Source organism: Streptomyces sp. NPDC014870, assembly GCF_043081505.1.
Classification (GTDB): Bacteria; Actinomycetota; Actinomycetes; order Streptomycetales; family Streptomycetaceae; genus Streptomyces.
This window is the reverse complement of the sequence record NZ_JBIBWQ010000010.1, coordinates 362,089-377,469: the sequence shown is the minus strand read 5'-3', so window position 1 is coordinate 377,469 and position 15,381 is coordinate 362,089. Positions and strand designations below refer to the sequence as shown.

Below are 15,381 nucleotides of genomic sequence, written 5' to 3'. Positions count from 1 at the left end.
CCCCTCTTCGCTCGGGTGGACGATTCGTTCGCCTGAATCGCCAACAAATTACGTTTCAGCAGTTTCAGATGTCCAGAGCAGCCAATACCGGAATCCTGTGACGCGTGTCACGATCGATTCAGCACCGTCGACCGGTGCCGGAGAATGACGACGGAACCCGCCCCGAGTCCCGAACGAGGGAGAACACCCTGTGGACCTGGACCCCATCGACCTGGCCATCGTGCGCGAGCTGCAGGCCGACGGACGCCTCACCTACGAGGCGCTCGCCCAGCGCGTCGGGCTGTCCCGGCCGGCGACCCGCGCCCGCGTGCAGCGCCTCTTGGAGCCGGGAACCGTCCGGGTGGTCGCCGTCGTCCACCCCGCGGTCCGCGGACTCACCGCCTCCGCGCACCTGTCGATCGACGTGCACGGCGAGGCGGAGCCCGTGGCGCGGGCGATCGCCGCGATGCCGCAGGCTCCCTTCGTCACCCTCACCGCCGGCCGGGCCGCCATCATGGCCGAGCTGCGCACTCCCGGCTTCGACGCGCTCGACCGGACGATCGAGGCCGTGCGCTCGGTCCCGAACGTCACGACGGTCGATCCGCTGATCAGCACCCGCCACCTCAAGGACCCCTACCTGATGGCGGACGACCCGACGGTCTCCGACCTCGACGACACCGACCTGCGCCTCCTCGACGCCCTGGAACAGGACGGGCGGCTGCCGTTCGCCGATCTCGCCGAGCGCGTCGGCCTCTCCCCCGGCGCCACCCGGGCACGCACACTCCGCCTCCTGGACGGCGGCGTCGTCAAGGTGCTGGCCCTGATCCGGCCCGAGGTCCTGGGCCTCGGCCTGCTCTGCGGCTTCGCGGTGCGTGTGGACGGCGCGCGCGAGCCGGTCGCCCGGCAGCTGGCGGACTGGGAGCAGGTCTCCTTCCTCTCGGCCTGCGTCGGGCGCGCGGAGCTGGTCGGCACCATCACCGCCGACTCCCTCGGCTCGGCGCGGGCCACGCTCGACGCCGCCCGCGCGCTGCCCGGCGTACGGGGGGTGGAGAGCTGGGTCCACCTGGACCTCGTCAAGGAGCGCTACGACCTCGGCACCCCCGCGCCGTAGCGGCCCGGACGCCCTTCCCACGATGCGCCGAGCACCCGCCTCGCGGCGACACCGTCGGCCGCGACACCCCACCACAGACGATCCGTAGGCGAAACGATCCCAGACCTACGAAGAGTTTTTTCCGTTCACCTCTGGCCAACGCGTCGTTCGTTCCCTATCGTCCTCACGAACGATTCAGCCGTTCTGGCACCCCCTTGGCCGAAAGCAGGCTCCCCTCATGCACCACCCCCTCCCCCGGAACCGCGCCGAGCGCACTCTCCTCGTCACCGGTGCGGCCGTCGCCGTGCCGGGCACGGACGAGCGGGCCGAGGCCCTCGCCGTCCGCGGCGACCGTGTCGTCCACGTCGGCACGGCCGCCGACGCCCGCGCCGCGCTCGGTGGCAGCCCGGACGAGCACCTGGAGCTCGACGGCGGCCTGGTCCACCCGGGCTTCGTCGACGCCCACTGCCACCCGGTGATGTACGGCCAGGCGCTCGCGTGGGTCGACTGCCGCCCCGAGCGCGTCCCGGACATCGAGACCCTCGTCGCGGTGCTGACCGAGGCGGCCCGCGAGCTGCCGGCAGGGGTCCCCGTCCGCGGCTTCGGCTACGAGCACCGCCGTCTCGCCGAGCGCCGCCACCCCACCTGCCACGACCTCGACCGGATCGCCACCGACCGCGAGGTGTACGTCATGAACGCCTCCGGTCACGGCGGCGTCGTCAACTCCCACACCCTGCGCGCCTGCGGCATCGCGGCCGGCACTCCGGACCCCGAGGGCGGCTCGATCGGGCGGTTCGCCTCCGGAGAGCCCGACGGGCAGCTGTGGGACGCCGCCTGCGACCTGCTGACCGGCCCCGGCGGCGTGAAGATCGGCAACCACGGCCCGAACTTCCACCTCTCCGAGCCCGACGCGATCATGGCCGACCATCTGATGCGGGCCCAGGAGACCTTCCTGGCCGCCGGGGTGACGACGGTCGGCGACGCCCAGGCCTCGCGCCGGGAGATGGAGACCTATCTGCGGGCCCGCGCGGACGGCTCGCTGCGCATGCGCGTCTCGGCGTACCTCACCTCCGCCCTGCTCGACACCGCCCTCGACCTCGGCGCGGTGCGCGGCTTCGGTGACGACCTGTTCCGCGTGCAGGGCGTGAAGTTCTACGCCGACGGGACGCTCGGCGGCTGGACCGCGTACTTCCCCGAGGGGTACGCGGCCGACTGCTGCCACCACGGGCAGCTCTACCACTCGGCCGAGGAGTACGCGGAGCTCGTCGCGAAGGCGCACCGGGCCGGGCTCCAGACCGCCACCCACGCGCAGTCCCCGTTCGCGATCGGCATGGTCCTGGACGCGATCGAGAAGGCCCAGGCGGACGTCCCGCGCGCCGACATGCGCCACCGCATCGAGCACTGCGGCCTGCCGACCGACGAGCAGATCACCCGCATGGGCGAGCTGGGCGTCGTCCCCGTCATGCAGCCGCAGCACCATCTCCGTACCGGCGACGGCACACTGACGGCCGTCGGCGACCTCGGCCACCGCTACAACCCGGCAGGCCCCTGCCTCCCGGCCGGCGTCCCGGTCGTGTTCAGCTCCGACGCGCCCGTCGCCCCGCCCGCACCGCTGGAAGCGGTCTCCGCGGCGGCGACCCGCCGCACCGTGCTCGGCACGGTCCTCGGCGACGCGTCGCTGCGCGTCTCCGTCGCCGAAGGACTGCACGCCCACACCGCCGCCGCCGCGGCGGCCCTGCACCGTGAGCACGCCGTCGGCGCCCTCGCGCCCGGGATGCTCGCCGACTTCGTCGTGCTGGACGCGGACCCGCTGCTCGCCGACCCGGCCGCGCTCACCTCGATCGGCGTGCGCGAGACCTGGATCGGCGGCGAGCGCGCCTGGGCGGCCCCGGGCCGCTGAGGCCCTGGAGGCCCCGTTGACCGCGTAGCCCCCGGTGCCCGGCAGCTCCCCCGCTCCCGGCCGCCCCGCTCCCTCCCCTCGCCCCACTCCCCCGCACCGCCGTCACCGCGTTCCCCCGCCGTACCCCCGTCCCCACAGCTCCCCCTGCTCACCGCCCAGCCGGAGGCCCCTCGTGTCCCAGTCCCCAGCGGCACGCCCGCAGAACCCGATGAGAGCCGCACTCGCCGCCCTCGTCGGCACATCCATCGAGTGGTACGACTTCTACGCGTTTGCGACTGCCGCCGCGATCGTCTTCGACGACGTCTTCTTCCCCGCCGACATGCCCCCGGCGCTGCGGACCCTGTCCGCGTTCGGCACCTTCGCGGTCGGCTTCCTGCTCCGTCCTCTCGGCGGCATCGTCTTCGGGCACATCGGTGACCGGGTCGGCCGTAAGAAGACCCTCGTCATCACACTGCTCATGATGGGCGTCGCCTCCTTCGCGATCGGTCTGCTGCCGACGTACGCCCAGGTCGGCGTCCTCGCCCCGATCCTGCTCATCGTGCTCCGCCTCATCCAGGGCATCGCGATCGGCGGTGAGTGGGGCGGCGCGGTCCTCGTCGCGGTGGAGAACGCGCCCAAGGGTCGAGCCACCTTCTTCGGCTCCTTCGCCCAACTCGGCTCCTCCGTGGGCGCCCTGCTGTCCACCGGCGCCTTCTCCCTGATGAACCTCTGGGGCGACGAGGCCTTCGACAGCTGGGGCTGGCGCGTGCCGTTCCTCGCCTCCGCCGTCCTCGTCGTCATCGGCCTCGTCATCCGGCTGAAGCTGGAGGAGGCCCCGGTCATGGAGGAGATCCGGGCCCAGAACACCGTCGAGACGAAGCTCCCGCTCGTGGAGGTCCTCCAGACCTCCTGGCGCACTGTCCTCGTCGGAGTCTTCGCGCTCGCCACGGCGACCGGCGGCTACTACGTGGTGACCAGCTACCTCCTGGCGTACGGGACGGGCGAGCTGGAGCTCTCCGAGTCGATGCTCCTGAACGGCCTCTCCCTGGCGGCCTTCCTGGAGCTCGTCGTCACCCCCGGCCTGTCCTGGCTCGGTGACCGCATCGGCGCGCACAAGGTCGTCGTGGCGGGCCTGGCGGGCGTCATCGTCCTGTCCGTACCCCAGTTCCTCGCGCTCGGCACCGGGAGCGTGGTCCTCATCTACCTGAGCATGCTGGCGATGCGGCTCGTGATGTCCGCGCTGTACGGGCCGATCGCGGCGATCCTCGCCGAGGGCTTCGAGCCCCGGGTGCGCTACACCGGGATTTCGCTCTCCTACCAGATCTGCAACATGATCTTCGGCGGCTTCGCCCCGCTGGCCGCGGTCTCGCTCACCGCGCTCGTGGGCGGCCACTACTGGCCGGCGGCGGCGCTGCTCATGGCCATCTCCGCGATCGGCATCTGGTGCACGCTGCGCCTGCGCCGACTGGGCGCGCCCGAGGCTGGCGACGTGGCACCGCGCCCGGCGAAGGCGACCGTGCCGGTGGCGTGACCGGAGGGGCGGACCGGGGTCATGGGCATCCGTGCCCGTGGCCCCGGCCGCGCCGTGTGTCCGGCGGAGCGGATTGGACGTTCCACCGAGGGAGTTCGGCGTCCCTGGTCGGGAACGCTCCTTGTTCGTCGAGGGCTTCGGCGTTTTGGATGGCCAAGATCGGAAGGATCCGCGGCGGTTTCGGATCCGAGGCAGGCACGGAAAGAAGCTCATGGCATCCATGCTCGACGGCTGCACGCCCTGGCCCGAGGAGTTCGTCGACCGCTATTGGTCGGTCGGGCTCTGGCGCGGCAACACGCTGGACAACCTGCTGCGCGGCTGGGCCCTGCAGTACGGACCCCGGACCGCGCTCGTCCACGGTGACACCCGCCTCACGTACGCGGCCCTGAACCGGCGCGTGGACCGCAGGGCCGCCGGGTTCCGGCTGCGCGGCCTGCGGCCCGGGCAGCGGGTGGTCGTCCAGCTGCCGAACGTTCCCGAGTGCGTCGTCACCGTCTTCGCGCTGATGCGCGCCGGGGCTGTCCCGGTGTTCTGCCCGCTCGCGCACCCCGCGTCCGGGGTGGCCGAGCTCGTGCGGGTCACCCAGGCCGTCGGCTATGTCGCCGCGTCGGACCACCCCTTCTTCGACCACACGGCGCTCGCGGCGGACATCGCGGCCCGGTGGCCCTTCCTCCGGCGGGTGTTCACCCTGGAGGCGCCCGGGGACGCGTCCCCGTACGGCGGTCTGACCACCGACCCGTCGGGCTGCCAGTACAGCCCCTTGTCCTCCGTCGACGCCGCCCCCGAGCCGGCGCTCGCGCAGAGCGCCGACCAGGTGGCCTTCTTCCTGCTGTCGGACCGCGGCACCGAGCGGCCGCCGCTCGTTCCGCGCACCCACGACGACTTCGCCTGTCAGGCACTGGCGGCCGCCGGTCTCGTGGCGCTCACCGAGGACGACGTCTGTCTCGTCGTGCCGCCCGCCGAGACGCCCTTCGCGCTCGGCTCCCCCGGCATCGTCGGCACCCTTTCGGCCGGCGGCACCGTGGTCCTGGCCGGCACCGCGGATCCCGCCGAGTGCCTGCCGGTCGCCGAACGGGAACGGGTCACGGTCATGTCGGTGCCGGCCGAGGTCGCCCGGGTCTGGCTCGACACCCATGCCACCGTCCCGGCCGACCTGGGCAGCCTGCGGCTCGTCCAGCTCGACGGCGCGCCCGCGGACCGGGCGACCGCCGAACGGGTCGCCGCCGCGTGGGGCTGCCGCCCGCAACAGGTCTTCGGCATGGCCGAGGGGGTGCTCCTGCTCACCCGGCCCACCGATCCGGACGGGACCGCGCTCGGCACACACGGCCGCCCGCTCTCGTCCGACGACCAGATCCGGATCGTCGACGCCGACGGCGCGAACGTGCCCGACGGGGAGCCCGGGGAGCTCCTCGCCCGTGGGCCGTCCATCCCGCGCGGCTACTACCGGGAGCCGGAGCGGAACGCCCGCTCCTTCACCGCCGACGGCTGGTTCCGGACCGGCCGGCTCGCGCGGCGCACGGCGGAGGGCGACCTGGAGGTGACCGGACACCTCCCGGGCCGTGACGCGGAAGAAACGCACACTTGACCTGAACACGACATGGACGGTTGACTCGCTTCAGGATCTGGTCCAGACCAGCACTCGAATCACGCACCCGAATCGAGGCCCCCCATGTCCCTGCTCTCGCGCGCCCGCCCCCGCGCCGCACGGCTCGTGGCGCTCGCCACCGCCGCGGTGACGCTCGCACTCGGCTGGGGGCCGGGGCCGGCCATCTCCGCCACCCCGCCGGCCACCTCCGCCACCCTCGGAACCGCTCAGCGCATCGCCCCGGCGGCGGGCGTCCAGGCCGTCACCTTCGAGGACACCTTCGACGGCCCGGCCGGCGCCGGGGTCGATCCCGGCAAGTGGCAGACCGAGACCGGGGACAACGGCGGCAACAACCACGAGCGCCAGTGGTACACGCCCGGCGCCGCCAACGCCGCGCTCGACGGCCAGGGCAACCTGGTCATCACCGCACGCCGCGAGAACCCGGGCAACTACCAGTGCTGGTACGGCCGGTGCGAGTACACCTCGGCCCGGCTGAACACCGCCGGCCGGTTCACCCAGACGTACGGGCGCGTCGAGGCCCGGATGAAGGTGCCGCGCGGGCAGGGCATGTGGCCCGCGTTCTGGATGCTCGGCCACGACATCGGCCAGGTGGGCTGGCCGAACAGCGGTGAGATCGACATCATGGAGAACGTCGGCTACGAGCCCTCCACGGTCCACGGGACCCTGCACGGCCCCGGCTACTCGGGCGGCGGCGGCATCGGCGCCGCGTACACCCTCCCGGGCGGCCGTGCCTTCGCCGACGACTTCCACACCTTCGCGGTCGACTGGTCGCCGGGCGCCATCACCTGGAGCGTGGACGGGCAGGTCTTCCAGCGGCGCACCCCCGCCGATCTCGGGGGTCGGCAGTGGGTCTTCGACAAGCCCTTCTTCCTGATCCTCAATCTCGCCGTGGGCGGTGACTGGCCCGGCAACCCCGACGGCTCGACGCCGTTCCCGAACCACCTGGTCGTCGACCACGTCCGCGTGACCACCTCGGACGGCGGAGGCGGCGGCCCCACCGGAACCTTCACCGGCCTCGCCGGCAAGTGCCTGGACGTGGCGGGCGCGCAGACCGCGAACGGCACCCCGGTCCAGCTGTACACCTGCAACGGCACCGCCGCCCAGCGCTGGACCCTGCCGGGCGACGGCACGGTACGGGCCCTCGGCAAGTGCCTGGACGTCGACGCGGCCTCCACCGCCCCAGGGGCCAAGGTCCAGCTCTGGGACTGCAACGGCAGCGGCGCCCAGCGCTTCGACCACAACGGCACCACCCGGGACCTGGTGAACATCCCGGCCGACAAGTGCGTGGACGTACGCGACAACAACCCGGCGGACGCGACCCCCGTCCAGACCTGGTGGTGCAGCGGCAACGCCAACCAGAAGTGGACCTTCACCGGCTGACCTCCCGAGGCCCCGGACGCCCTCCCCGGCATGCGGGCCACGGTGGAAGTCGCAAGACTGGTGCCATGGCGCACAAGGCATTCCTGGAGGGCGGCCCGGCCGACCTGCCGGCCCGGGTCGTCCCGATCGAAACCCCCGGCCAGGACCTGAAGATCCCGTACCGGGGCGGCTACGAACACTTCAGGGAGACCCCCCGCCGCGAGGACACGGCGGAGGGCACCCTGCGGGTGTACGAGTGGTGGGAGCGTACGGAGATCGCCGAGTGATCGACCGGGGACGGGGGTTGCCCGGAGGCACCGGCGGAGGATCCAATGTCCGGCATGATCACCCGGATCCAGCCGCACACGATCGGCGCTCTCGTTCCGCTCTCCCGCCCCGGCTGGGTCGAGGCGGGCCGCCACCTGCTCGCGGGCCTCGAACTGGCCGTCGGCGAGGTCAACGAAGCCGGCGGGGTCGCCGGTCGCCCCCTTGAGCTGGTCGTCCGCGACACCGCCGCCGATCCGCGGCGGGCCGAGGCGGCCGTGGACGAACTGGCCGAGCTGGGCGTGGCCGCCCTGGCCGGCGAGTACCACAGCGTCGTCGCCCGCGCCGTCGCCGCTCGGGCGGACGCGCTGGGGGTGCCGTTCCTCTGCTCGTCGGCCGTACTCGACGCGCTCACCGACCACCCGACGGACCGGGTGGCCCGACTGGCCCCGGCCCAGTCCCACGGCTGGCGGATCTACGCGGACTTCCTCCTCGGCGCGGGCCACACCCGCATCGCCGTCGCGGCGGAACCGAGCGTCTACTGGGCGTCAGGCACCCGCATCCTGCGGGACCACCTCGCGCCGCGCGGCGGCACCGTCGTCGAGCTCGACGCCCGCGCACTCACCCCCGAGGCCCTGTGCGACGCCCTCGTCGCCCAGCGCGCGACGGCGCTCCTCCTCCTGGTCGGTCACCCGGACCCGACGGTGCCGATCGTGACGTCCGTCCGCGACGACCCGCGCCTCGCCGACCTCCTCATCGGCGCGCCCGCCGGACAACCGGAACTCCCCTCCTGGGAGACGTCCCTGGGCAAGGCCGGCGCCGGCATCCCCTTCCTCCGCTACCTGCCCGAGCGCCTCGGCCCCCTCGGCGCCCGCGTCGACACCGCCCTGCGCGACCGGCTGGGCGAAGCCCCCTCCTTCGTCGCCTTCGAGGGCTACGACACGATCACCGTCCTCGCCGAGGTCCTCCGCTCCCACGGCACGGACCGGGCCGGCATCGCCGCGTCCTGGCCGCACGTCACGGCCGAAGGCACCCGCGGCCCGATCCGCTTCTCCCGCACACCGGGGATCGGCGTCCGGCAGTGGACCTGGCCCCCCGTGCAGGTCGTCGACCGCGATCCGACGGATCCGGACCGCTTCCGGGTCCGCCACACCGGCTGATCAGGGAGCGGAGCGCAGCGGCGGTGCCTGCCACGTCATCCCCGGCGGCTGTGCCCATGGGAACGGGAGCCTGGCTGCCGCGCAGAAGGCGATCAAGAGCGCTGTTGTCAGATCCTCCTGCCACTGTGGACCCATGGTGACGAAGAGCGGCCGTGGGTGGCACGGCATGGGGTGGGACTGGACGGACCATCAGGAGATCCGGGGGCGGCTGGAGCAGGGGGCGGATCCGGAGGAGTGGAGTGGCGGGCGGCCGTTGCATCGGGCGGCGGTGTTCGGATCGCCCGAGGTCGTCGGGGAGTTGGCGCGGCGGGTCGCGGACGTGGACGCGCTGGAGAACGGGGTGACGGCGCTGTGGGAGGCCGTCGTCTCCAGGAAGTCGGAGAACGCGCGGGCGCTCGTCGCCGCCGGGGCGGATCCGTGGCGGCCCTCGCTCGGTGGCTGGTCGCCGGGGCGGTTGAGTCTGGCCGGGCCGACACCGGGGCTGTTCGCCGTGCCGGACGGTGTGCGGCTGAGCGATGCCGAGCGGGCGGCCGGTGAGGAGGCCGCGCGCCTCGTCGCCGCGCTGGGAACGTTCCACTACGAGGGCACGGGCCTGGCCTGCGTGGCCGGCATCGATGCCGCCGAAGCGGTCAGGCGGCTGGAAGCGACGCCCGCGGACGAGGAGTTCGGCGACGAGGTCATGGAGGATCCGTACGCGTACGACATGGAGGAGACCCAGTGGCTCATCGGGGTGACGACCGTGCCGGGCGGCTGCGTCGTGACCCAGCCGTGGGGGTACGCGCCGCAGATGCCGGGCGTGCTGCGGCGGCTCTCCGCGGGTACCGTCTGCTACGGCCTGTACGCCAACCCCAAGAGCGGCAACCAGGGCAGCATCGCCCGCGACGGCGTCCTCGAAGCCGGGGACCTGCACCCGGGCGGCGGCCCGTACGAGGGCGACACCGCCGAGCAGGTTCTCTCCTCGTATCTCTACCAGCTCAATGCGGTGGCCTACGCGTGCGCCCAGGTGGGACTGCGTCCCGACGACGCCCGCGCGGTCGTCGGACCCGCCGATCGGTGGGTCGAGCTGCCGCCGCGCGACTACTGGGACCGCTGACCGCCACGTTGTGCACGGCGCACAGACCGCGCCCCGGCACACGCCACCCGGACGGGCTGCCGCGTCCTGCCCTGACGGGCGGGGCCTCCGGGCTACCCGCCGTTCGTCGGCGGGTAGCCCGGACGGGCCGGGATCGGCGCCGCGCCCCGGGCGGACGGCAGGGGTGGCAGGGACGGTCGGTACAGCCAGGCCCTCAGCAGGTCGTCCACCGGCTCGGTGGCGTAGCGGGCCACGTGGGCGGTGAACCCGGCGGTGGTCACCACGCCGTTGCGGTGGACGGTCGCCCAGTCGCGCAGCATCCGGAAGAAGGCCGCGTCGCCGAGGGCGCAGCGGATCGCGTGCACGGTGAGACCGCCACGTTCGTAGAGCCGGTCGTCGAACATGAGCTTGCGGCCCGGGTCGGCGAGGACCAGGTCCTGCGGCTGCGTGGCGAGCAGCCGGTGCGCGACGGCGGCCAGCTCCTGCGCGGAGCGGCCGCCGGAGCGCTCCGACCAGAGCCACTCGGCGTACTTGGCGAGACCCTCGTTGAGCCAGATGTGCCGCCAGTCGGCGATCGTCACGCTGTTGCCGAACCACTGGTGCGCGAGCTCGTGGGCGATCAGGCGCTCGGAGCCGCGCGCGCCGTCGACGTGGTTGGCACCGAAGAGGGAGAGGCCCTGGGCCTCCACGGGGACGTCGAGGTCCTCGTCGGCGACGACGACGGTGTACTCGCCGAAGGGATACGGCCCGTACAGCTCGTCGAAGAGCCGCATCATCGCGGGCTGTCGCGCGAAGTCGCGGGAGAAGCGGGGCAGCAGGTGCGGCGGCACGTGGGCGCTCTGCGGCACACCGCCGAGCCCGGGGTCGCCGAGCAGCACCGTCTGGTGCATGCCGATGGAGAGGCCGACGAGATAGCTGGAGGTCGGCGCGGACTGCTCGTACACCCAGGTGGTGGTGGAGGACCTGGTGGTACGGGTGAGCAGTCGGCCGCCCGCCACCACGGTGTACGCGGACGGGGTGTTGACCGAGATCTGGTACGAGGCCTTGTCGGCCGGGCGGTCGTTGCAGGGGTACCAGGAGGGCGCTCCGACGGGCTGGCTGGCGACGAGGGCGCCGTCGGTCAGCTCCTCCCAGCCGAGGCCGCCCCAGGGGCTGCGCACCGGCTTGGGGTTGCCCGCGTAGTGCACCTCGACGGTGAAGGCGGCGCCGGCGGGCAGCGGCTTGGCCGGCCGGAGGCGGAGCCGGCCGGCGCGGTGGGTCCAGTGCGGGGCCTTGCCGTCCACGAGGATCCGGCCGACCTTGAACTCGCCCAGGTTCAGCTGGAACTCGGTGAGCGGGGCCCGGCCCGCTATGGCGCTGATCCGGGCCGTCCCGGCCAGCCGGTTCGGGCCGGGCCGGTACTCCAGCGCCAGTTCGTACCGGTGCACTCGGTACCGGGAGTCGCCGTTGGCCGGAAAGTACGGGTCCGACGCCGTTGTCTGCTGGCCGCTCACTGCCGCTTACGCTCCCTGCCCGTGCTGTGCTCGTACCGCCCGTCAGGGCCGCCACGCCTCGATCGGATTGCCCAGCCAGCGGGTGTCGGCGGGGACTGATTCCCCGGCCATCACGAGCGAGGCGGGACCCAGTGTGCTGCGGGCCCCGACCGAACTGCCGGGCAGGACGATTCCGCCCGGGCCCAGGGTGGCGCCCTCGCGGAGGACCACAGTATCCGTCCTCAAGATCCGGTCATGGAAGAGGTGAGTCTGCAGGACACAGCCCCGATTCACGCTGGCCGCGGCGCCGAGCACCACCAGGTCGGTCTCCGGGAGCCAGTAGCTCTCGCACCACACGCCCCGGCCGACGCGGGCCCCGAGTCCGCGCAGCCACAGGTTCATCACGGGTGTACCGGGCACCGAGCCGATCAGCCACGGCACGGCGAGGACCTCGACGAAGGTGTCGGCGAGCTCGTTGCGCCAGACGAAGCCGCACCAGAGCGGGTGCTCACCGGTCCGGTGCCGGCCGACGAGCAGCCACTTCGCCGCTGCCGAGACGAGGCACGCGGCGACCCCGGCGGTGAGCAGGACCGCCCCGGAGAGCAGCGCGGCGCCCGCGATCCCGAGCCCGTCCGTCGCGGCGATGGCGCACAGCGCCGCCACGGTCAGGATGGCGAGCGCGGAGGAGCAGAACACCGGGACGAGCCGGCACAGCTCGACGAGGCCGCGCGCCCACAGCAGGCGTGCGGGCGGGTCGTACGTCCGGCTCCGGTCGGAGTCGGCGGCGGAGCGGGGCAGCTTCACGGGCGGCAGCCCCAGGTAGGAGCTGCCCTTCTTGGCCTTCTTCGGGGTCGCGGACAACACCCCGACCAGGCCGTCGTCCGGCACCGTGCGGCCGGGCGCGGTCATGCCGGAGTTGCCGAGGAACGCGCGGCGGCCGATCTCGGAGTGGCCGATCCGCACCCAGCCACCGCCCAGCTCGTAGGGCGCGGTCAGGGTGTCGTCGGCGAGGAACGCGCCCTCGCCGACGGTGGTGAGGCTGGGCAGGGCGAGCACCGTGGACACCTCGGCGCCCCGGCCGATCTTCATGCCGAGCAGTCGCAGCCAGACGGGGGTGATCAGTCCGGCGTAGAGCGGGAAGAGGGTCTCCCGCGCCAGGTCCATCAGCTGGGTCACGGTCCAGGCCTGCCAGGCGACCCGGCTGTGCGTGGGGTGGCTGCCGGTGCGCAGCCCGATGCTGAGGAGCCGGACGGAGACCAGGACGAGCGTCGCGTACGCGAGTCCGTAGGCGAGCGCCGCGGGGACGACCGCGATCAGCGCGCCGGTCAGGGCGGCGCCGAGTCCGGCGCCGGCGGGCACGAAGCGGCTGACGACGAGCAGCGCCGGCAGGGCGGCGAGTACGGGCAGGAGGGTCAGCCCGAGGCCGGTCGCGCCGTACAGGGCCCGCCAGTGGACCGCGCGCGGCGGGCGCTCCTTGGGCCAGTTGCGCTTGGCCTTGCCGAGCTTGACGGCGGGCGCGCCGGCCCAGCGCTGGCCGGTCGGGATCTGTCCGGCGACGGCCGAGCCGGGGGCCACCTCGGCCCGCTTGCCGACCCGGGCGCCGGGGAAGAGCATGCTGCGGGTGCCGACGACCGCGCCCGCGCCGACCTTGACGGGGCCGATCTCCAGGCGGTCGCCGTCCAGCCAGTAGCCGGAGAGGTCGACCTCGGACTCGACCGCGCAGCCGCGGCCGAGCTTGAGCAGGCCGGTGACGGGCGGCAGCGAGTGCAGGTCCACCTCGGGGCCGACCTTGGCGCCCAGGGCGCGGGCGTACCGCTCCAGCCAGGATCCGGTGAGGGAGGTCGCGCCGACGTACTCGGCGAGCCGCTCGGCGGTCCACAGCCGCAGGTGGACGCTGCCGCCGCGCGGGTGGCGGCCCGCCTTCACGCCGCGCAGCAGGAGCCGTGCGCCGCCCGCGGCGACGGCGATCCGGCCCGGCGGGCTGAAGAGCAGGGCGGCCCCGGCGGCGATCAGCCACCAGGAGGCGGTCGGCGCCCACGGGTAGGGCCCGAACCGGTGCAGGACGTTGCCGAGGGCCAGCAGGGCGACGGTCCAGCGCAGGCCGATCACGGTGAACAGGGGCAGCAGCAGGGCCGTCTGCGCGAGCCTGGTCCGCAGCGGTACGGGGGCGATGGTGCGGGCCGCGCCGTCGTCCTGGACGGACTTCTCCAGGCGCCGGGCCAGCTTGCGCAGGGTGGGCTGCTGGTAGATGTCGAGGACGGCCGCGCTCGGGTAGCGGGTGCGGAGCCGGGTGGTGAGCTGGGCGGCGGCGAGGCTGTTGCCACCGATGGCGAAGAAGTCGTCGGTGGCGCCGGTGACGGCCACGCCGAGGGTCTCGCTCCACTGTTCCGCGAGCCAGGCCTCGGTGCCGTAGAGCTGCTCGGCGGGTCCGGTGGTCTCGAGGTCGGGCAGCGGCCAGGGCAGCGCGTCCCGGTCCACCTTGCCGGAGGTACGGGTCGGCAGCTCGGCGACCGGGGCGAGCAGCGGCACGAGGGCGGCGGGCAGCTCGGCGCGCAGCCGCTCGACGGCGGCGGCGTGGTCCCAGCCGTCCTGGGTGACGAGGTAGCCGACGAGCAGCTGGTTGCCGCTGCGCGCGGTGCGGACGGCGGCGGCCGCGCCGGCGACGCCGGGCAGCGACTGCAGGGCGGCGTCCACCTCGCCCAGCTCGATCCGGCGTCCGCCGAGTTTGATCTGCTCGTCGCCTCGGCCGAGGAAGACCAGGCCCTCGGGTTCGGCGCGGACGAGGTCACCGCTGCGGTAGGCGCGCTCCCAGCCGAGGGACTCCAGCGGGGCGTACTTCTCGGCGTCCTTCGCCGGGTCGAGGTAGCGGGCGAGGCCGACGCCGCCGATCACCAGCTGGCCGCTGCCGCCCATCGGGACCGGTTCGCCGGACTCGTCGACGACGGCCAGCTCCCAACCGTTCAGCGGGAGCCCGATCCTGATCGGCTCCTCGCCGGTCATGAGGGAGGCGCAGGCGACGACGGTGGCCTCGGTGGGGCCGTAGGTGTTCCAGACCTCGCGGCCCTCGGTGACGAGCCGCTGGGTCAGCTCGGGCGGGCAGGCCTCGCCGCCGAAGATCAGCAGCCTGACCTCGTCGAGGGTCTCGGGCTCCCAGAGCGCGGCCAGCGTCGGCACGGTGGAGACGACGGTGATCTCCTGCTCCACCAGCCAGGGGCCGAGGTCGGCGCCGCTGCGGACCTGGGAGCGCGGGACGGGCACGAGGCAGGCGCCGTAGCGCCAGGCCAGCCACATCTCCTCGCAGGAGGCGTCGAACGCGACGGAGAGCCCGGCCATGACCCGGTCGCCGGGGCCGATCGGCTCCTCGACGAGGAAGAGCGCGGCCTCGGCGTCCACGAAGGCGGCGGCGCTGCGGTGGCTGACGGCGACGCCCTTGGGCTTGCCGGTGGAGCCGGAGGTGAAGATGATCCAGGCGTCGTGCTCGGGCCCCGGCCGCCCGGCGGGGGCGGCGTCGGCTGCGTCTCGGGTGGCGTCGATGCACCCGTCGGCCCCCAGCACGGCACGGACGGCGGCCTCGCCGAAGACCAGCTCGGCCCGCTCGTCGGGGTCCTCCGCGTCGACCGGCACATAGGCGGCGCCGGCCGCGAGGACGGCGAGGATCGACGCGTACAGCTCGTTGGTGCCGGAGGGGACGCGCACGCCGACCCGGTCGCCGAGGCCGACGCCCGCGGCGGACAGGGCGCGGCGCCTGCGCTCGACGTCGGCGGCGAGCCCCCGGTAGGTCAGCCGGGTGGTGCCGTCGTCGAGGGCCGGCTCGTCGGGGTGGGCCCGGACGGACTCCTCGAAGATGTCGATCAGGGTGCGGGCGGGTGCGGCGGGCCCCGCGGAGAACCGGGCGTGCTTCCCGGTCTCCTCGCCCGCCTCCGCGTCGTCGAGGAGGGTGAGCTCACCGCTGTGAGATGTGACTGCCAT

The 15,381-nt window shown here is 73.7% G+C and carries 10 protein-coding genes; 8 read left to right on the top strand and 2 right to left on the bottom strand.

The window, feature by feature from the left end; all coding sequences use genetic code 11:
• Positions 1-190: 190 nt before the first annotated feature.
• The 8 genes from ACF09C_RS28450 (at position 191) to ACF09C_RS28415 (ending at position 9,961) form a co-directional block, all read left to right on the top strand.
• Positions 191-1,090 carry an Lrp/AsnC family transcriptional regulator gene (locus tag ACF09C_RS28450; RefSeq protein ID WP_392095519.1) on the top strand — a complete coding sequence of 300 codons (900 nt, stop codon included), beginning with the start codon at positions 191-193 and terminating at the stop codon, positions 1,088-1,090.
• Between the two features lie 217 nt (positions 1,091-1,307).
• The gene (locus ACF09C_RS28445) at positions 1,308-2,969 is read left to right on the top strand and encodes an amidohydrolase (RefSeq protein WP_392095517.1); all 1,662 of its coding nucleotides are present in this window, start codon (positions 1,308-1,310) and stop codon (positions 2,967-2,969) included.
• A 172-nt stretch (positions 2,970-3,141) separates the two neighbouring features.
• Entirely contained in the window at positions 3,142-4,479 is a 1,338-nt protein-coding gene (locus tag ACF09C_RS28440) for an MFS transporter (protein ID WP_392095515.1), read from the top strand.
• 211 nt (positions 4,480-4,690) lie between these two features.
• Positions 4,691-6,064: an AMP-binding protein gene (locus ACF09C_RS28435; RefSeq protein ID WP_392095514.1), complete on the top strand. Its 1,374-nt coding sequence runs from the start codon at positions 4,691-4,693 to the stop codon at positions 6,062-6,064.
• Positions 6,065-6,148: 84 nt separating this feature from the next.
• Positions 6,149-7,465: a ricin-type beta-trefoil lectin domain protein gene (locus ACF09C_RS28430; RefSeq protein ID WP_392095512.1), complete on the top strand. Its 1,317-nt coding sequence runs from the start codon at positions 6,149-6,151 to the stop codon at positions 7,463-7,465.
• 65 nt (positions 7,466-7,530) lie between these two features.
• On the top strand, positions 7,531-7,731 hold the full coding sequence (locus ACF09C_RS28425; protein WP_362418495.1) for a DUF5988 family protein: 201 nt from the start codon (positions 7,531-7,533) through the stop codon (positions 7,729-7,731).
• Between the two features lie 54 nt (positions 7,732-7,785).
• Positions 7,786-8,868: an ABC transporter substrate-binding protein gene (locus ACF09C_RS28420; RefSeq protein WP_392095511.1), complete on the top strand. Its 1,083-nt coding sequence runs from the start codon at positions 7,786-7,788 to the stop codon at positions 8,866-8,868.
• A 133-nt stretch (positions 8,869-9,001) separates the two neighbouring features.
• On the top strand, positions 9,002-9,961 hold the full coding sequence (locus tag ACF09C_RS28415) for an ankyrin repeat domain-containing protein (RefSeq protein WP_392095510.1): 960 nt from the start codon (positions 9,002-9,004) through the stop codon (positions 9,959-9,961).
• Positions 9,962-10,053: 92 nt separating this feature from the next.
• On the opposite strand, the gene ACF09C_RS28410 is transcribed toward ACF09C_RS28415, so the two are convergent.
• Positions 10,054-11,433, bottom strand: coding sequence for a M1 family metallopeptidase (locus ACF09C_RS28410; protein WP_392095508.1), 1,380 nt, complete (start codon positions 11,431-11,433; stop codon positions 10,054-10,056).
• Positions 11,434-11,475: 42 nt separating this feature from the next.
• The gene (locus tag ACF09C_RS28405; protein WP_392095506.1) at positions 11,476-15,381 is read right to left on the bottom strand and encodes a Pls/PosA family non-ribosomal peptide synthetase; all 3,906 of its coding nucleotides are present in this window, start codon (positions 15,379-15,381) and stop codon (positions 11,476-11,478) included.

Bases quoted from the DNA above. Each gene is read 5' to 3' on its own strand.
- ACF09C_RS28445 (WP_392095517.1), top strand. From the start codon at position 1,308: ATGCACCACCCCCTCCCCCGGAACCGCGCCGAGCGCACTCTCCTCGTC.
- ACF09C_RS28435 (WP_392095514.1), top strand. From the start codon at position 4,691: ATGGCATCCATGCTCGACGGCTGCACGCCCTGGCCCGAGGAGTTCGTC.
- ACF09C_RS28430 (WP_392095512.1), top strand. From the start codon at position 6,149: ATGTCCCTGCTCTCGCGCGCCCGCCCCCGCGCCGCACGGCTCGTGGCG.
- ACF09C_RS28425 (WP_362418495.1), top strand. From the start codon at position 7,531: ATGGCGCACAAGGCATTCCTGGAGGGCGGCCCGGCCGACCTGCCGGCC.
- ACF09C_RS28420 (WP_392095511.1), top strand. From the start codon at position 7,786: ATGATCACCCGGATCCAGCCGCACACGATCGGCGCTCTCGTTCCGCTC.
- ACF09C_RS28415 (WP_392095510.1), top strand. From the start codon at position 9,002: ATGGTGACGAAGAGCGGCCGTGGGTGGCACGGCATGGGGTGGGACTGG.
- ACF09C_RS28405 (WP_392095506.1), bottom strand. From the start codon at position 15,381: ATGGCAGTCACATCTCACAGCGGTGAGCTCACCCTCCTCGACGACGCG.